22 protein-coding genes are annotated in these 17626 nt (G+C 39.1%); 9 read left to right on the top strand and 13 right to left on the bottom strand.

What is annotated here, in order from left to right; all coding sequences use genetic code 11:
* Positions 1-9: 9 nt before the first annotated feature.
* Together EHQ52_RS01740 and EHQ52_RS01735 are read right to left on the bottom strand one after the other, a co-directional pair.
* Positions 10-357, bottom strand: a complete 348-nt coding sequence (locus EHQ52_RS01740; RefSeq protein ID WP_135613566.1) for a hypothetical protein — start codon at positions 355-357, stop codon at positions 10-12.
* Positions 358-375: 18 nt separating this feature from the next.
* Entirely contained in the window at positions 376-1080 is a 705-nt protein-coding gene (locus EHQ52_RS01735; protein ID WP_135613565.1) for a hypothetical protein, read from the bottom strand.
* Between the two features lie 45 nt (positions 1081-1125).
* Here EHQ52_RS01735 and EHQ52_RS01730 point away from each other — a divergent pair, with 45 nt between their 5' ends.
* Both EHQ52_RS01730 and EHQ52_RS01725 read left to right on the top strand, forming a co-directional pair.
* Positions 1126-1476 (top strand): STAS domain-containing protein, encoded by a 351-nt coding sequence (locus tag EHQ52_RS01730; protein ID WP_008590048.1) that lies wholly within the window; start codon positions 1126-1128, stop codon positions 1474-1476.
* Between the two features lie 37 nt (positions 1477-1513).
* Positions 1514-2266 carry a diacylglycerol/polyprenol kinase family protein gene (locus EHQ52_RS01725; protein WP_135613564.1) on the top strand — a complete coding sequence of 251 codons (753 nt, stop codon included), beginning with the start codon at positions 1514-1516 and terminating at the stop codon, positions 2264-2266.
* A 29-nt stretch (positions 2267-2295) separates the two neighbouring features.
* Here EHQ52_RS01725 and lcpA read toward each other — a convergent pair whose 3' ends face one another.
* From lcpA to eno, 7 genes are read right to left on the bottom strand one after another with little or no spacing between them, the layout of a single operon-like run.
* Entirely contained in the window at positions 2296-2868 is a 573-nt protein-coding gene (gene lcpA / locus EHQ52_RS01720) for a complement regulator-acquiring protein LcpA (RefSeq protein ID WP_135613563.1), read from the bottom strand.
* The gene (locus tag EHQ52_RS01715) at positions 2843-3388 is read right to left on the bottom strand and encodes a DUF4416 family protein (RefSeq protein ID WP_135613562.1); all 546 of its coding nucleotides are present in this window, start codon (positions 3386-3388) and stop codon (positions 2843-2845) included. The genes lcpA and EHQ52_RS01715 overlap by 26 nt, the downstream gene beginning before the upstream one ends.
* Before the next feature lie 27 nt (positions 3389-3415).
* Positions 3416-4417 carry a YheT family hydrolase gene (locus EHQ52_RS01710; protein WP_135613561.1) on the bottom strand — a complete coding sequence of 334 codons (1002 nt, stop codon included), beginning with the start codon at positions 4415-4417 and terminating at the stop codon, positions 3416-3418.
* A gap of 3 nt (positions 4418-4420) precedes the next feature.
* Entirely contained in the window at positions 4421-4777 is a 357-nt protein-coding gene (locus EHQ52_RS01705; protein ID WP_135613560.1) for a hypothetical protein, read from the bottom strand.
* 10 nt (positions 4778-4787) lie between these two features.
* Positions 4788-5390 carry a ClpP family protease gene (locus EHQ52_RS01700; RefSeq protein ID WP_135613559.1) on the bottom strand — a complete coding sequence of 201 codons (603 nt, stop codon included), beginning with the start codon at positions 5388-5390 and terminating at the stop codon, positions 4788-4790.
* A gap of 10 nt (positions 5391-5400) precedes the next feature.
* Complete coding sequence (locus EHQ52_RS01695) at positions 5401-5865, bottom strand: FtsB family cell division protein (protein WP_208653432.1); 465 nt, start codon at positions 5863-5865, stop codon at positions 5401-5403.
* Positions 5866-5871: 6 nt separating this feature from the next.
* The gene (gene eno / locus EHQ52_RS01690) at positions 5872-7170 is read right to left on the bottom strand and encodes a phosphopyruvate hydratase (protein ID WP_135613558.1); all 1299 of its coding nucleotides are present in this window, start codon (positions 7168-7170) and stop codon (positions 5872-5874) included.
* A gap of 126 nt (positions 7171-7296) precedes the next feature.
* On the opposite strand from eno, the gene EHQ52_RS01685 reads away from it, so the two are divergent.
* The 6 genes from EHQ52_RS01685 to EHQ52_RS01660 all read left to right on the top strand — a co-directional run bounded on the left by EHQ52_RS01685 (position 7297) and on the right by EHQ52_RS01660 (position 12959).
* Positions 7297-7980, top strand: a complete 684-nt coding sequence (locus EHQ52_RS01685; RefSeq protein ID WP_135613557.1) for a DUF6989 domain-containing protein — start codon at positions 7297-7299, stop codon at positions 7978-7980.
* A 6-nt stretch (positions 7981-7986) separates the two neighbouring features.
* A complete protein-coding gene (locus tag EHQ52_RS01680) occupies positions 7987-8979 on the top strand; it encodes a UDP-3-O-acyl-N-acetylglucosamine deacetylase (protein WP_135613556.1) in 993 nt (330 codons plus the stop codon).
* 102 nt (positions 8980-9081) lie between these two features.
* The gene (locus tag EHQ52_RS01675; protein WP_135613555.1) at positions 9082-9462 is read left to right on the top strand and encodes a TIGR04452 family lipoprotein; all 381 of its coding nucleotides are present in this window, start codon (positions 9082-9084) and stop codon (positions 9460-9462) included.
* 104 nt (positions 9463-9566) lie between these two features.
* Positions 9567-11372 carry a translation elongation factor 4 gene (gene lepA, locus EHQ52_RS01670; protein WP_135613554.1) on the top strand — a complete coding sequence of 602 codons (1806 nt, stop codon included), beginning with the start codon at positions 9567-9569 and terminating at the stop codon, positions 11370-11372.
* Between the two features lie 3 nt (positions 11373-11375).
* Positions 11376-12275: a PALP domain-containing protein gene (locus tag EHQ52_RS01665; protein ID WP_135613553.1), complete on the top strand. Its 900-nt coding sequence runs from the start codon at positions 11376-11378 to the stop codon at positions 12273-12275.
* A gap of 129 nt (positions 12276-12404) precedes the next feature.
* Positions 12405-12959: a peptidase associated/transthyretin-like domain-containing protein gene (locus EHQ52_RS01660; RefSeq protein ID WP_135613552.1), complete on the top strand. Its 555-nt coding sequence runs from the start codon at positions 12405-12407 to the stop codon at positions 12957-12959.
* On the opposite strand, the gene EHQ52_RS20335 is transcribed toward EHQ52_RS01660, so the two are convergent.
* Positions 12946-13191, bottom strand: a complete 246-nt coding sequence (locus tag EHQ52_RS20335) for a membrane protein insertion efficiency factor YidD (protein WP_244244762.1) — start codon at positions 13189-13191, stop codon at positions 12946-12948. The genes EHQ52_RS01660 and EHQ52_RS20335 overlap by 14 nt on opposite strands.
* A 116-nt stretch (positions 13192-13307) precedes the next feature.
* Between EHQ52_RS20335 and EHQ52_RS20000 the strand changes: the two genes are divergently transcribed.
* A complete protein-coding gene (locus EHQ52_RS20000; RefSeq protein ID WP_167492146.1) occupies positions 13308-14198 on the top strand; it encodes a hypothetical protein in 891 nt (296 codons plus the stop codon).
* Positions 14199-14258: 60 nt separating this feature from the next.
* On the opposite strand, the gene EHQ52_RS01650 is transcribed toward EHQ52_RS20000, so the two are convergent.
* From EHQ52_RS01650 to EHQ52_RS01640, 3 genes are read right to left on the bottom strand one after another with little or no spacing between them, the layout of a single operon-like run.
* Positions 14259-14990: a succinate dehydrogenase/fumarate reductase iron-sulfur subunit gene (locus EHQ52_RS01650; protein WP_135613550.1), complete on the bottom strand. Its 732-nt coding sequence runs from the start codon at positions 14988-14990 to the stop codon at positions 14259-14261.
* Entirely contained in the window at positions 14990-16906 is a 1917-nt protein-coding gene (locus EHQ52_RS01645; RefSeq protein WP_135613549.1) for a fumarate reductase/succinate dehydrogenase flavoprotein subunit, read from the bottom strand. Before EHQ52_RS01645 ends, EHQ52_RS01650 begins: the two co-directional genes overlap by 1 nt.
* On the bottom strand, positions 16906-17607 hold the full coding sequence (locus tag EHQ52_RS01640; protein WP_135613548.1) for a succinate dehydrogenase cytochrome b subunit: 702 nt from the start codon (positions 17605-17607) through the stop codon (positions 16906-16908). Before EHQ52_RS01640 ends, EHQ52_RS01645 begins: the two co-directional genes overlap by 1 nt.
* Positions 17608-17626: the final 19 nt, after the last annotated feature.

Raw genomic sequence — 17626 nt, 5'->3', positions numbered from 1 at the left:
TCGAAAAGACTAGTATTTATGGATGGTCTTTCGGGCAGGTTGCTGCTTCTTACCTTGGATTTCAACGGATATTTCGCGAGTTAGGCGTTTTTCGTTATCTTGGTAAAGTCCTTCGGCTGCCCTAACGCCTGAAGGTAGTCCAGAAGAATTCCAATCGGAAGGAGTTTCCTTTGTCTTCATAGAAAGCATCTCTTGTTTTTGAGAAGATAGCTTATCCATCTCTGCTCCAATAGATACTTTTAAAGATTCGGAATAATCCCGGTCTGCTGCAATTCTATCCTTGATCTTGCCTAGTTCGGTCAGGTCCCGATCTATTTCTTCCGTTTTGCGTAAAAGATGAGCCACTTTAATTTTCATGGAATAAGACCTGGAACTTTAAACTTCAGTTCCTGAGTCTAGGCCCCATGCTGCTTCTTGCAAGTAGGAAAAAAAGAGTCCGCAAGTGAGGATCATCAACTCTTCTCCCGGTTTGGATAGGCATATAAGAAGGAAGAAGGTAGAAAATAAGAGACTGCTAAGAAGGTCCTTCTTTCCTTTCCAGATGACCCAGATCATTCCTAAAAATAACAATACTGATTTGAATAAGGATGGTTCTAAACCAAGAGGAGCCGGCTGATATAAGATCCAAATTCCTGAAAGTAAAACACAAAGTCCTAAAATAATAATACGAACCTGTTTCGGAATGGATAAAATTAGAAATAAGGAAAGTGCAGGTATTAAAAAAGGAGAAAGTTCCCTTCTGGAAAAGGAAAGGATACATGAGCCTGCTAATATTAAGATCCCTAAAGTCTCCTTAAATGCTGGGGAACGACTTCCTAAAAAAGAAAACCCCCCAGAAGAGATCAATCCTGCAAGACTCAAAGAGACCAGATCCAAAATGAATTCGGCAGATGTTCCATCCCAGAAGGAAAGTGCACATATAGAGGCAGGAAAAAGTAAAAAACTTAGATTGGGTCTAAGTGTTTTAGAAGAATGGAACTGGGAAAATGCGATCGTAAGACAAAGCACCAAGGAACCGGAGAATGGAAATCCATAGGTTTTGAAAAACAGATAAGCTGAGGTGAAGAATAGAAAAACCATTTGTATCTATTATGAAATTACGGTATCTTGACGAATCGAACCGATATGATCCTGAACGAGATTATCATCTCAACGGAAAAGATAGACAGCGTTCAAGTTCTGAAATTGCAGGGTTCTATCAACTCCTTTACGGAGAAAAAATTTAAGGATGTGCTTTCCTTGGCAGTTCGCCAGGGACCGGTCATCATGGATATGGAAGACGTACATTTGGTATCCTCTACTGGGGTCCAGGCCTTAAAGGAAGTAAGCCAATCCAGTTTTTCCAGTAAGAACAAACTCGTCCTTGTAAATATCTCCAAAGCCGTGATCAATGTTTTTAAAATGGCAGGCTTGAGTGGATTTTTCCTAATCGCAAACGACGAAGAGGCCGCCTTAAAGATGGCATCTAAACGTTGATATTCTCAGATCTAAGATGGAATCTCGGAAATAGAAAATGAAATCTGAAAAAACTTCTTTTAATTATTTTAGAAAGGCCTGGCATTTACTTGGTCTGATCATTCCTGCCTTCTATTATTTCGATGTATTTCACGGACAATTTTTGTTAGTGTATGCAACCCGAGCAATCATCACAGTTTTACTGATCCTATGTCTTGGACTTTTGGTTTTACTCGAATGGGCAAGATTCCATATTCCAATTGTTCAAACAGTATTTGTAAAGTTCGCAGGTCCTTTATTAAAAGAAGAAGAGAAGTCCAGGATAAACGGAACCTTCCCTTATTTTCTTTCTATCACGTTAGTTGTGTTTTTCTTTCCTCCTGATATCGCAATTCTTTCCTTATTATTCTTAGTGATCGGAGATCCAATGGCTGCTTGGGTTGGAACTCATTTTGGAAAGAATAGATTTTCAAATGGAAAATCCAAAGAAGGGATCTTAGCATTCATTCTATCTTCTACAATTGTAGGACTTTGGTTTATTTATGTGGTTCAGTCCGGCACTAGAGAATTTGGGATCTACCAATTTTCTTCCGGAGAATTTTGGCAGAATATAATTTTAGTTTTGCCGGCAGTGATTGCAGCTGCCGTAACTGAGCTTTACAGTGGGACGTATTGGAATGGGATCGTAGATGATAATCTTTTGATACCAGTTGTTTCTGCTGTTGTCCTGGGAGTATTTGCGTATTTTACTTTAGATTTAAGTATAGGCCAGATTTTCCTAAATCCGGCCCAGATTTTCGAAACATATTAAAAAAACTGAAATATCCTTCCGGAAAAACTTTAAGGAGTTTTTTCTGCGGGAAGAACATGGTAAACAAAATCAATTTTTGTCTTAGTGCTACCTTTAATTCCCTTCGCAGACCAGGTAAATTCTAAATCTGTCGGAAAGATAGAAGTCTCGTAAGGGTATTGGCCTAAACGATTTTCCTTTTTTTGTTTTTCCTTTACCATAGAGCCTAGGTAATTAAAAGAACCGATCCAATCTTCTCCAATTTCAAAACCTTCCATTTTACCTTTTACACCTGCAAATTCATACATTGCAAAATAAGTTTCTTGGATCTGTTTTCTTTCTTCAGGACTCATTTTACGATTCATTCTGAGGACAAAACCTGGAGTTTCACGAGCATGGAAATACAAATAATTCCCTAATTCTTCCCATGTGTTTGGCTTTTTTATATTCGGGATATCCACTGAGTATTTTTTATTCAATGGAGAAGGTTCTCTGCATACTCCATCTCTTGTAAAATAGTCACAAAGTTCCACATTACTAACGGAAAGAACAGTAGGTTCGCAGGCAGCGAATACAATTAGGGATAAAGATATTAGTTTAACGTTTTTCCAAAGAGCTAACATAAGATTCTCGTAAATTAGTAAAAAAGTATAGAACTTCAGGATGTTTAAAAAATTCAGAAGAAGAACTTTGAGGGATCCATTTTTGCCCCTGGTAAGTATAGATGATCTCAGCGAATACTCCATGGAACATATAGATCCTATGTAGATCTTCTTCCAAAGAAGCTAAAACCAAATTATAAGGAGTCAAATAACCAGGCAATATTCTAATAGATTCATCTGATTTTCGCAGAGAAGTTTGGAATTTAATACATTCTTTTTGGAGGCTAGGAAGTTCTTCTCTGGAAATCCTACGCTTTAAAGAAAGGATACGAGTAAATCTTCCGATAGGAGAATCTAAAAAATTCTCAAATTGATGGGTCCATTTAGGAAGTGGTTTAGATTCGTATAAGGCCTGAGAGAATGTGTCTTCTGCTTTTTCTTTCAAACGATAATAGGCCTCTTCATTTTCATAGGAAACCACTATAAAGAAAGAAGCTGGAAGAGGTTTTTTGGGTTTGGAAGATATTTGTTTAGAATTCACTTGTATAGGCTAGTTTCAGTCAGCAGATTATAATTTTGAATCGAAATAATCCAGCAGAATTTTAGTAAGCCAGCGACCATCCGGAAGGTCAGGTTTGGAATCAGTCACAAATCCAACATGGCCTCCTTGTTTGGTCAAAATAGTTTTTAGGTTCGGAAGTTTGGACCAATTGATCGAATTCCACTCGAATAAAGGGACCACAGGATCATCTTCTGCATGGATTAGAATTCCTGGAGATGTGATGGATTGTATATAATTGATACAAGAGTTCTTTTTATAATATTCCATTGCACTCGGATATCCGAAAGAAGGAGCGGTGATCATATCATCGAAGTCGAAAAATGTTTTTACTTTTTTGGAATTTTCTAACTGTAAAGGAGTTAGGTCTAAAATGCCTTCTTTGATCTTCTTCTTAAAACTACTGATAAAATGATTTCTATAAAATCTTCCTGAAAGTGAATCTATAAAATCACAATTTTTGGCAAGATCCAGAGGAGGGGAAACAGCTGAAAATCCGAGTGACTTATGGTTTCTGGATTCTCCAAAAAATTTTAGGACCAAATTTGCTGAGAGAGAAAATCCTGAAACGAAGATCTTTTTGTTAAGATATTCATGGATATAATCTATAACATCTTGTAGATCTTCAGACTGGCCTGCGTAATACGATTTACGAGCGAATCCTCTTCCTCTTCCACAATTTCGTAGATTCATACGGATGACTCCATATCCTCTTTCTAAAGCAGAAGTAGCGAGAGATATTAGATAAGAACTTTCTGAATCACCTTCCATTCCATGGATCATGAGTATATAAGATCCATTGGATGGAATAGCGCTCTTACGATAAGAAGAAACAGGAGGGTTATGTTCTAACCAAAGTTTATCACCAGATTCTCCGCTTACTGTAAGAAGAATGTCTTCGCAATAATAAGAAGTCCTAAGTGAATTTTCAGGAGGAAAAAGAGTATTATAAATAGTTTGAGCGTGTTTGCCTGAAACGAATCTTTTAGGTCGAAAATGAGAAGTTTCCATAGATCAACGGATCTCGTTTTCTTTAAAAAACTCTTTCCACTCTTCTTCTTGTTCCTTTTTTAAAGGGAATTTTTTATCTAAGAACTTTCTGAATTTTTTTAAGAAAACTTTTCCCTTCTCTCTGATCTTTGAATCATCCGGAAACATATCTTCCAAATAAAAATTTAAGAACTCATCCAGCTCGAAACCTCCCAGATCGGAGATTAAAATTTTTTCAGAAGTATGTTCTGGATTCTCGAATAATAACTCAGAGAATTCTAAAAATAGGGAAGGCATTTCTTTATCTGAAGAAGGAGCTCCTTCCGGGATTGTTTCCAGAAAGGAGCGAACGGTTTCTTCTAAGGAAGAGGGACCAGACAAAATTAGTACCTTAATTTTGTTTAGGGAATTCGATTTTAGTCGCAAGAGTATCTACGATCCCGTACTTGATCGCTTCTTCTGCGTCCATATAATAGTCTCTGTCTGTATCTTCTTCTAATTTTTCAACAGGATGACCACAAGCTTCTGCAAGTATTTGATTCAATCTTGCTCTAGTTTTTAGGATCTCTTCTGCATGGATCTGTAGGTCCGTTGCTGGAGCTACGATTTGTCCACCGATGCTTGGTTGGTGGATCATAACCTTACCATTAGGCCAAATAGATCTTTTTCCTTTTACACCGGCAGCTAAAAGAACAGATCCCATGGAAGCAGCAAGTCCCATACAAACTGTATGAACTGGAGAAGTAATCATCTTCATTGTGTCGAAGATAGTAAGTCCGGAAGTAACAACTCCACCTGGGCTATTGATATAGAATGTAATTTCTTTTCCTGGATCCGCCATTTCCAGATAGAGTAGTTTGCCTACGATGTCTTTTGCGGATTCATCAGTAACCGCACCCCATAAAAAAATTTTTCTATGGTCGATGAACTTTTTGGAAATTTTGCTACCGGCTAATTCTTCGATTACTTCGGATATTTTTTCTGTCTCAGACATTCTGGCTCCCTTAAGCAGCGGTTCGTTCTTCCAGTTTCTTCCTCCGTAATTTCCTGAAAACTCCAATAAATACGAAAGCTACAAAGGAAACGTAAAAAAAGCGAAGCAACTGGATCGGAGGGACCGGCATATCACGGTCCGCTCTTAAAGCAATTAGACGGGAGGCAAGGACCGGACGATTCTCCGCTTTTGGTTCTGGCTCCCTAAATTTGATAATTTGTGCGTTTTCGGAGAGAAGATAATACTTTCTAGCTTCTTTTTCCAACGCAACTTTATCATCGCGTAGAAGTTTTTGCCTTTCTTCTAATTGTCTATTCTCATACTCCAGTCTTTCCACATCCAAACGAAGGCTGGAAAGACTGGTTTCTAGGGTAGATCGTACGACCAAACCTGACTCTCCTAGTACCGTGAAGTAAAACATTCCGGAAAGGAAGAGCAAAAGTATAAACAGTTTGTTCGCCAAATTCATGCCCATAGAAGTTTAAAGATTATAGAATGTATTTCTCCCTTTGTAAACCGCAGAAGAACCTAATTCTTCTTCGATCCTCAAAAGTTCGTTATATTTAGCGATCCTATCGGTCCTGGAAAGGGAACCAGTTTTGATCTGGCCCGCGTTCGTACCTACCGCGATATGCGAAATAGTTACGTCCTCAGTTTCTCCGGATCTATGGCTGATCACATTCGTATATTTGGCTTTTTTAGCCATATCGATGGACGCCAATGTTTCGGATAAACTTCCGATTTGGTTCACTTTGATCAGGATGGAATTACCCACTTTTTGGGAAATTCCCTGAGAAAGTTTTTCTATATTGGTAACGAATAGATCATCACCTACGAGTTGGATCTTCTTACCCAATTTCTCGCTTAGAAGTTTCCAACCTTCCCAGTCGTTCTCATCCAGACCGTCTTCAATAGTAATGATCGGATACTTTGAGACTAGATTTGAATAGTATTCTACCAATTCTGCGCTAGAGAACTCTTTATTTCCTTCTCCGCCCAGAACGTACTTTTTCTTGGTTTTGTCGAAAAACTCGGAAGAAGCAGCATCCAGACCTAATAATACGTCTTTCTCAGGCTTATAACCCGCTTTTTCGATAGCTTGGAGAATGACTTCTAATCCTTCCAGGTTGCTTGCCAGGTCAGGTGCGAATCCACCCTCATCTCCGACTGCAGTATTTAATTTTTTGGATTTAAGAACTGACTTAAGGCTATGGAAAACTTCTGCCCCAACTCTTAAAGCTTCGCGGAAACTATTTACTCCTACAGGGAGTATCATAAATTCTTGGAAATCTACGTTATTGTCTGCGTGAGCTCCACCGTTGATGATATTCATCATTGGAACTGGAAGTTCTTTTGCGAAATTCCCACCTATGTATCTGTAAAGTGGAAGTCCAGTATGAGAAGCTGCCGCTTTTGCTACTGCGAGGGAAGTTCCAAGGATTGCGTTTGCGCCTAATTTGGATTTGTTTTTGGTTCCGTCCTTATCCAACATCAGGGAATCAATTCTGTTTTGGTCTAAAGCATCTTCACCAATCAGAACGTCTTTGATCTTTACATTTACATTCTCAACTGCTTTCAGGACACCTTTGCCTAAATAACGGGATTTGTCTCCGTCTCTCAATTCTACTGCTTCGTATTCTCCCGTGGAGGCTCCGGAAGGGACGGCAGCTCTACCGAATGAGCCGTCTTCCAGTTTAACATCTACTTCTACCGTAGGATTTCCTCTGGAATCCATGATTTCGCGGGCGCGGATCGCCGAAATTTTGGAGGATTTAGACATGTGATTCTTATAATACCTATCTCTTATAGATTTTTCCTGAAATCCTTTTGGTAAGGGGAAATAAATCAAGCGGGAAAAGGAGGAAAAAAGATTGCCTGAAAGGACTATAAAGTTAGAAATCCCTGGATGAAAACGACAGAAAAGCATTCTATATTCTTTCATATCTCCTTCACCATACTATGTATCATAGTCTTATTACTTCCAATCCCAGCTACAACAGGCTGGAGAATGTTTTTTCTTGTCCTAGTCTATAATATCTCTCTGCCAATCGTTGCTCAGGTCTGGGATCATGATCGTTGGATGGATATTTTCCTTTTTGTTTTGCCTGTAAGTATTCTGCAAGTGATCCCGGACTGGTTCTTATCCAAGGTGCTTGGGGTTTTAGTTTTTCCCCAGGATGGATTTTATAAGATAGGAACTGTTTCTGCTTATATGGCGGGACTCTGGACCATTCCGCTATTTATCATAGTATATGTTTCTACTAGATTTGAAAAAAGATTTCCGGAAGCAAATCCGATCAGCAAATACCTGTTAGCTGGAGTAAGTTCATTTGTTATCTTCTTCTTGTCCGAAGAATTTATGAGATTAATCCCAGTTTGGTATGCTCAGAATGTTTCTATGATCGGTCATACAGCGATCTATGTTCTGTTTCCTGAATTTGTATTGGGAATATTCGCTACATTCGCTTATTTTCATACAGAACATAAACCTTTTAGAACAAAATTACTTTGGGCAATCCCAACCATGTCTGTTTATCTGGGGACTCTCTCTTTCTGTTATTTATTCGTAGAAGGTGTCTGGAAAGTCTAAGAAAGAATGAAGGTACTTACCCAAATTTCAGAAATTAAAAACCTAGTCTCGGATCGAAATCCGGAAATTTTAACTCTTCCTCCTGAGTTTGTGGAGAAGGTGGATATAGATCCGGATTATTCTTATACGATCCAAAATGAATTCCAAATACATGGTAAGGCTACCTTCGAAAATAAAGATACAATTATTAAAGTAAGTCCTTCTCAGAATGGAAAATCTGATTTTAGCTGGAATGGGATCAGATACGATCTTGATAGTCAGAAATGTATTAAAGGAAATCATAATATACAATTAGGAGAAGTGAAAGTAATCGAACATCCTCTCGCTTGGATGTTGGCTTTCGGGGTATATGCTGATTTTACTCTGACTGAATCAAGTTTTCCTACATTCGATTATTGTGATCGGGTCTATATGGACCAAGCTAAAGGAAATTGGAGAAGGTTAGGGGAAAGAAAAAGGATCACAGTATCTTCTCCATTTGCTTTGGTTTGGGAGAAGGGTTATTGTATATTGGAACCTGCGATCCAGGATTCAAAAGGCCTTTTGATAGACCACCAAGTGGAATATCCTGGGACCACAGTCGGAAAATCCAGGATTGTGACCGAACTGACTCGTGAAAATTTTTCTTATTTCGGGGACGCAAGAACCACCGCGTTCCGTAACAAAAAAGACGCAGAAAGTTTTTACCAAATCGGACTAGCCGGAGGATTAAAAGATTATCCTTTCACTTTGGAAAACGTATTACTTTTAGATGAAGATAAAATTTATAATATTCGGAACAAATTTAAGGATCCAAGATCAGATTATAATTACGAATTCATCTGTCATGAATTGATAGATATCATTTCTTGGTTACGTTTTGTAGAAGAAAAATATGAAGGGAAATTTTTCGGAAAGATGACAACCTTTCTTTTTGATCATCACAAACAGATAGATATTGCTCAATTTTCCTGTAATCCAGAAGAGTTAGAAAAATATGGGATTCGGTTCGGAAATTAATTTCTGGCAAATGATTTCGAAAACCTAAAACTACTTGTAATAGAAACGGTTTCGTTTTAAAAAATCAAAAAGGAATCCAAATTTTCTCAAAAGAGGTTTTCAATGAGGATCGGAATATTACCGCTCTTATTTATCCTGACGATCGCAGTAAACTGCGTAGCTTTAAACACTACTGGATTAACGAATCGTTATAAAAGTAGCGAGGTAAAGGATAAAATCCAAGAAGCTGCCACTGTCGCGGCTCAATTATACGCAATCGCAACTGGAGATTTTTCAGGCTCTACTTTTGTGAACAATATCTATCTTCCACCAATTCTGGCAGGGATTAAACCAGGGGAATATTACGCTAAGGAAGATGTGGATGCATGTGTAGATGAGATCAAATTATTTGGTGCTTTGGGGCTTGCTCCCACAATTGGCGTTCTATTCGGGCAATGTTCGAACCTTCAGCCTGACAATAATATATACGGAAATGTAAACTAGTTCCTTTTCAATTAGTCTCCTCGGTTCTGAATCAGGCCGGGGACAAATTTCCCCCAGTAAAAGGCTTTTCAGGGGGTCCGTCTCGCTGGACTTTGTTTTTAGCAATGTCCGATCGCCAACAATTCATCCGCAATTTCTCAATTATAGCCCATATTGACCATGGTAAGTCCACTTTAGCTGACAGACTTTTGGAAATAGGCAGGATCACTGATGATCGGACAAAAAAAGACCAGATCCTGGACTCCATGGATATAGAAAGGGAGAGAGGGATCACGATTAAGGCGAACAACGCCACTTTCAATTATACCGCAGCGGACGGTAATATTTATACGATGAACTTGATCGATACTCCTGGCCATGTGGATTTTACTTACGAAGTATCCAGATCCTTAAAAGCATGCGAAGGTGTGCTTCTTATAGTAGATGCTAGCCAAGGAGTGGAAGCCCAAACTCTTGCGAACCTTTATCTTGCTATGGAGCAGGATTTAGCAATCATTCCAGTTATGAATAAAGTGGATCTTCCTGCAGCGGATGTGGAGAAGACCAAACTTCAAATCGAAGACAGTTTGGGTTTGGATGCGGAGAATGCGGTGGCGATTTCCGCTAAAACTGGTCTGAACGTACAAGCAGTCTTAGAGGAAATCACTAGACAAATTCCTCCTCCGAAGGGAAATCCAAAAGGTCCTCTTAAAGCACTTATCTATGATTCTTATTTCGATCCTTATATGGGAGTTGTGATCAAGATCAGAGTATTCGATGGGTCCGTTAAAAAAGGGGACCGTATCCTTTTGATGAGTAGCCAAAAGGATTTTACAGTCAACGAAGTTGGTATCAAGGGAATTGGTTTAACACCTACAGATTCTCTTACAGCAGGAGAAGTAGGATATATCATCGCAGGTATCAAAAAAGTTTCTGATGCAAGAACTGGAGATACAGTAACTTTATATTCTAATCCAAGTACAGAAGCGGTTCCAGGTTATAAAGATGCAAAACCTATGGTGTTTGCGGGATTGTTTCCAATTATGGGAGAACAATTCGAAGAACTCGTAGATGCGATCGAGAAGATGAAACTGAACGATGCGGCACTCGTTTATGAAAAAGAAAGTTCTGCCGCATTAGGATTCGGATTTCGTGTTGGATATCTGGGACTTCTCCACATGGAGATCGTACAAGAGAGATTAGAAAGAGAATTTAATCTTGATCTGATCACCACTGCACCTTCCGTAAAATATACAATCCGAATGAAAAACGGAGAAGTATTCGATATAGATAACCCTTCTAAATTTCCTGATCCGGTTTTTATAGAAGCTACAGAAGAACCATATGTAAAGGCTTCTATCATTACTCCGAATGAATATGTAGGAAATATCATGTCCTTAGCGATTGATAAAAGGGGGGTTCAGTTGGACACAGTTTATCTTTCTCAGGATAAGGTACAGTTGACCTATGAGATCCCTCTTGCTGAGTTAATTTTCGAATTTTATGATAAACTAAAATCTCTAACCAGAGGTTATGCTTCCTTAGATTATGAGCCTTGCGGATATAAAGCTTCGAGACTTGTTAAAATGGACATTCTGGTAAATGGAGAATCTGTGGATGCGCTTTCTATGATCGTCCATAGTTCCAAAGCAGAATCCCGTGGTAGAGAGATCATCGAAAAATTAAAAGAGATCATTCCTCGCCACCAATTTATGATCCCGATCCAAGCTGCGGTTGGAGGAAAAATCCTCGCCAGAGAAAGTATTTCTGCTCTTCGTAAAAACGTAACTGCTAAATGTTATGGTGGAGATATCACCCGTAAGAAAAAACTTTTAGAGAAGCAGAAAGAAGGAAAGAAGAGGATGAAACAGATCGGAAACGTAGAAATTCCTCAAGAAGCCTTCCTTGCAGTCTTAAAAACCGGGGACTAATTTTTGAAAGACTCCGTTTTGCGTCCCCGCAGAACTGGAGTAGATTCCGTTCTCAAAATACATTCTTCTGAGCTATTTATAAAAAGAGAAGATCGTATCTTCTTTTCCCAAGGAACCAAGATCCGAAAGCTAATCGGAATTTATAATAGTTTAGAATCGAAACTCCAAGCCGGAGAAATCCAAAAGGTCATTTTACAAGGGAATTTGCATTCTAATGCAATTCTGGCTGGGAGTTTGTTTTTTAAATTTGTAGGAGTGCCTACAAAAATCCTGGGATATTCCAGAGATCCAAAGCTAATTACTCCTGCTTCTATCATAACGAAACGGTTTTCAGACCTGGAATTATATCCTACGAGGAAGGAATGGGGGAAAACTGTCGAAGTTACTACAAAATCTCTCCCTCCCAACGAATTCCTGATCCCTGAATATCTATTCGCATCTTCTGCCTTGGAAGGGCTCCTTTCGCTCTGGGAAGAAATAGATCCGGCTCAGTATGATCGAATTGTTTTAGACATTGGCTCAGGACTTACTTGGATCTCTGGAATTTTATGGGGAAAACTTCCCATCACCGGAATTTGTCTTGGAATCCAAAAGGAGAAGTTTGGGCCTTGGATGGAATCTAATCTGTCGTCACTTCGACTTCCAAATTTAGATTTACCTTGGGAAAACCTGATCGATCCAAAAGAAAAATTAGAAGGAAATTTTTCTTACGGTAAAAAAGGAAACCACTGGCTGGAAATATCTAAAGAATATCAAAAACGATTTGGAATTTATTTGGAGCCGATTTATGCGGCGAAATCCATTAGAATTATTGAATATATGATGGAAAACAGAGAGTTAGAAGGGCGGATTTTGTATATTTACCAAGGTGGAATTCTACAAGGGGGAGTAACATCCATCTAACCCTAAAGAAATAGAGATGGTTTCGCATAACTCTTTTGGGATAGAGTGATTTCTATGTTTTATTAAAAACGAAATTGACCTCTTCGCCTGTCGGAAAATACCTAACTTATCATTTATATTGGATTACCGATGAGAAAGATTCTACTTATATGTCTTAGCTTGTATTTATTGCAATGCACGACTACTGTTAAGATTATTACTGATCCTCCTGGATTGGATGTATATAACCAAAGTCAAAGGCTTGGAAAGACTCCCTTGGAAGTGGTGATGTCTGATGGTATATTTGAAAATTATTATTTAGAATTTAGAAAAGATCGCAAATACTTAAGAAACGTTCGTTTGGCTACAGAAATCAAAAATGGAGCATTGATCGGAGCGATTTGTTTCTTATTTCCTGTGCTTTGGGTGATTGGGCCAAAGCCATACCAAGAATATACGATAGATAATGCATTCGATCAAAAAACAATGAATAAGGACTCCGCATTGGTAGTTTCTAACTTACCTCAAGGTATGGAGATGATCGTTGGGACTAAAGTATTCGGAAAGAATAGTTCTGCATATATAGAAGCTAACGAATACAGAGTAAGACTTTGTGATAATCTAAGATGTAATGATATAGGAAGACATCGTTTCGAAAAGGATAGTGGTTATTTTTACCAATTGGATTCTTCTAGTCGTCAGTAAATCCCTGCTTAAAGGAATCGAAATCTCTTGAAAATTGGTCGATCGGCTTATGATCGATCAGTTTTCCCCTTCCTGTTTTATACACATATCTTTTTTGCCCAAATTCTTGCATTAGCCTATTTTCCACATAAAGGATCCTATTGATAGAAAGGAATAGGGCAGTTAGGAAGCTGGAAGTTTCGAATTCTTCTTTTACAAAATGAGAGCAGGAAGGAGACATCGGACAGATCACATTTTGGAATTTGCTGTCCTTAGTTTGGTGTTTTTGAATTCTATCTAATACGATATTAGTAAGAAAAAAACGATCCTCTGGATCTTCTTTATGAGCAAAAGAAGTAGTTTGGCAGAATGAGAAGAATATTAGTAATAAGCATATTTTTATTCGTCCAGTTTTGGAGTTTGGATATATTCTCTTCTCCTTTGGATGCTTGTAATCTAAATCCTTCACAGTTAGATAGTTTAAGTAACGCTTCCTTTTATTACAAGTCAGAAAGGTATCTAGAAGCTGAGATAGAACTAAATAGAATCTTACTGGCTAAAAAATGTGATCCTATTCGGATCTTCCATATGTTCGCTTATCTAAAACAGAATAAGAATATAGATACATTACAGGAGTCCGATTGGAAGGATATTCGGTTTAGAATTCTATATGATTTTTCTAATTTAGTTCGTTCCGGTAGAGATTTTGCTGATCATCCTAAGGAAAAGTCATCTTGTCTTTATTCAGATTGTAGATTAGAAGGACTCGAATCTGTATTAGTATATTTGATTCAGGCAAAAGACTGGGAGAATTTAGAACCTTCTTCTTTTGAAAAATTTTCGAATACTCACTCAGAGGAGGAATTCAAAAGGTTTCAAGAATATTGGGCAGCTCAATTGAAAAAGATCCAGGAAAGATCTAAAAATCCTTATTTGGCTGCTGGGCTTTCTGCAATAATTCCAGGGACAGGGCAGGTGTATGCGGATCAATTCGCAGAAGGAATTACTTCTTTTTTTGTAAATTTAGTCGTTCTATCTGCGACTTACGCATTGTATGTGGCTGAACCTACAAATGTTTTGTTTTATCTGGTTTCGGGAGTTTCTATAGTAACTTATACTACGAATATTATTGGAGCTTATTCGGCGGCGAATCGTAATAATAATTATTGGAAATACGAAACTTTGGAAGTGTTAAAGAAAGAATTTGTAAGTCTTTCTATTCTGGAAAAGGAGATCTTATTTAAACTTTTTCAATTTTGATCCAAAAACAAAAAAGGCCCTCTTTCGAAGGCCTTCTTCTTAATCCGGAAATCCTAATTCTTAAGAAAGAATAAATTCTTTGTTCAGAACTCTGATGAAATCCCTTTTGATATCTTTAGGACAAGCAGCTTCGCACTCGTACTGGTTTGTACAATTTCCGAAACCTTCTTTGTCCATTGCGTTTACCATGTTTTTCACACGTTCTTTTTTCTCTACCTGGCCCTGAGGAAGTAGTGCAAGGTGGGAAACTTTCGCAGAAACGAATAACATCGCAGAAGCATTTTTACAAGAAGCTACACAAGCGCCACAACCGATACAGGTTGCCGCATCCATCGCAACGTCTGCATCCTTTTTGGGAATAGGTAATGCGTTTGCGTCAGGAGCCCCTCCGGTATTGATACTAACGAATCCTCCCGCTTGGATGATCCTATCAAAACCGCTACGATCCACTACCAGATCCTTTATAACTGGGAATGCTTTCGCTCTCCAAGGCTCTAAGTAGATAGTGTCTCCATCCTTGAAACTTCTCATATGAAGTTGGCAGGTGGTCACACCAGGAAGAGGCCCATGAGCCTCTCCATTGATCATAATATTACAAGAACCGCAAATACCTTCTCTACAATCGTGCTCGAACGCAATTGGATCATCTCCTTTTACGATCAGGTCCTCGTTAACTACGTCTATCATTTCTAAGAAAGACATATCAGGAGAAATATCTTTGGCATCGTAATTTACGATTTTGCCTTTCTCTTTTGCGTTTTTCTGTCTCCAGACTTTTAGTTTGAGGTCCATTATTTGTAGCTCCTCGTAGCGAGTTTAATATTCTCGAATTCCAGTTTTTCTCTGTGCTCAGTAGGTTTTGCTCCTACTCCTTTCCATTCCCAAGCGGTTGCATGACAGAATTTATCGTCGTCACGTTTTGCTTCTCCGTCATCCATCTGGTGTTCAGTACGGAAATGGCCTCCACAAGATTCTTCTCTTGTAAGAGCATCTAAGCAGAGAAGTTCTCCGAACTCTAAGAAGTCTGCAACTCTTCCTGCTTTTTCCAAGGATTGATTTAGATCAGAACCGGAACCAGGAACGTTTACATTTTTCCAGAATTCTTCTCTGATCTCAGGAATTTTCACGAGAGCTTCTTTTAAGCTCTTATCGGTCCTTGCCATTCCGCAATTATTCCACATGATCTTTCCGAGTTCTTTATGGAAAGAATCAACAGTTCTCTTACCTTTGATGTTAAGGAATTTGTTGAGCTGAGCATTTGCGTCAGTCTCTGCTTTCTTAAATTCAGCATGATCTGTAGAAGGAGTTTTTCCGAATCCAACTTCTGCCAGATAATTTCCGATAGTGTAAGGAAGAACGAAATATCCATCAGCAAGACCTTGCATCAGCGCAGAAGCTCCAAGTCTGTTTGCTCCGTGGTCAGAGAAGTTTGCTTCGCCAATCACGAATAAACCTGGAAGATTGCTCATCAGATTATAATCCACCCAAAGTCCGCCCATTGTATAGTGAACTGCAGGATAAATTCTCATTGGAACTTTATAAGGATTTTCTCCAGTGATCTGCTCATACATCTGGAAGAGGTTACCGTATCTTTCAGCGATTGTATGTTCTCCCAAACGATTGATCGCAGAGGAGAAGTCTAGATAAACACCTTGGCCTCCTGGTCCTACGCCGAATCCTGCATCGCAAACTTCTTTTGCAGAACGGGATGCGATATCACGAGGGCAAAGGTTACCATAACTTGGGTATTTTCTTTCTAAGTAATAATCTCTTTCGCTCTCAGGGATATCCGCAGGGTTCCGAGTATCTCCCTGTTTTTTAGGAACCCAAATACGTCCGTCATTTCGGAGAGACTCAGACATCAAAGTTAATTTGGACTGATGATCTCCAGAAACTGGGATACAAGTAGGGTGGATCTGAGTGTAACAAGGGTTAGCGAAGAAGGCACCTTTTTTGTAAGCTCTAAAAGTTGCAGTAACGTTAGAACCTTTCGCGTTTGTAGAAAGATAAAATACGTTACCATATCCGCCGGAAGCAAGAACCACTGCATCCGCAGAATGAACGGTTACTTGGCCGGTTACTAGATCTCTGATCACAACACCTTTTGCATGACCATCGATCACAACCACGTCCAACATCTCCGTTCTAGGATACATCTTCACATTTCCTAAACCGATTTGTCTGGAAAGTGCAGAGTAGGCTCCTAATAGAAGCTGTTGTCCAGTTTGACCTTTCGCGTAGAATGTACGGGAAACTTGTGCTCCACCGAAGGATCTATTATCCAAATGTCCGCCATATTCTCTCGCGAATGGAACACCTTGAGCAACACATTGGTCAATGATGTTTGTAGAAACTTGAGCTAAACGATAAACATTAGCTTCTCTTGCTCTGAAGTCCCCGCCTTTGATCGTATCATAGAACAAACGATAAACTGAGTCACCGTCATTTTGGTAATTCTTTGCTGCGTTGATACCACCTTGAGCTGCGATTGAGTGAGCTCTACGTGGGCTGTCTTGGAAGCAGAATGTTTTAACATTGTATCCGAGTTCAGCTAATGTAGCAGAAGCGGAACCACCTGCGAGACCAGTACCAATTACGATAACTGTATATTTTCTTTTGTTAGCCGGGTTAACTAATTTAATATGGGATTTATAATCGTCCCATTTTTTTTCCAAGGGACCCGATGGGATTTTGGAATCTAAACTCATTATTGCGCTCCTGGAACTTTCACGAAGTTAAGAAGAATGGCAACCGGCATGGAAACATTGCCGATGAAGATGGTCAAAGCGTAGAGGATCGCAAATGCGTTCGTCTTAGGCGCCCAAAAAGTGGTGTTAAATCCAAGAGATTGGAAAACACTCGCAACTCCATGACGCAAATGAAACGCAAGCAATGTCATAGCTACGATATAGGAAACGGAAACATAAACGTTTTTAAATCCTAAGATCACCATAGTGTAAACATCATGTCTTTGTCTGTCGCCAATGGTTTCTTGGAGAGCAAAGTTTTCGGGCTGGATCTTACCAATAGTAAAATGAAGCAAATGGTATATTACGAAAGCGAGTAATACGGAACCAGTCAAAGCCATATAGCGGGAAGACAAAGTAGCTTGGATCGTACTTTCTTTTACATAGCCAACCGGTCTTGCCTTCTTGTTTTCAAGAGACAATTTGAGGGCGTAGTAAACGTGTAATACGAACGCTACTAAAAGGATTCCGCGGGCCAGCCATAATAGTCCGCCTAAATTGTGTAGGAACTCAGCGTAAGTGTTAATCTTATCCGGTTCTTGGAAGATCTGGAGGTTCCCCAGCATGTGTACAAACACAAAGCCGAAGAGAATGATTCCGGTAATCGCAACGATAGTCTTTCTACCGATGGACGACCTTAGATATCCAGCTTGAAAATCCATTCAAAATCTCCTGTGAGGA

It is taken from the genome of Leptospira koniambonensis (genome assembly GCF_004769555.1).
Taxonomy (GTDB): Bacteria; Spirochaetota; Leptospiria; order Leptospirales; family Leptospiraceae; genus Leptospira_B; species Leptospira_B koniambonensis.
The sequence above is the reverse complement of the archived record's forward strand: the minus strand, read 5'-3'. Positions and strand labels throughout refer to the sequence as shown.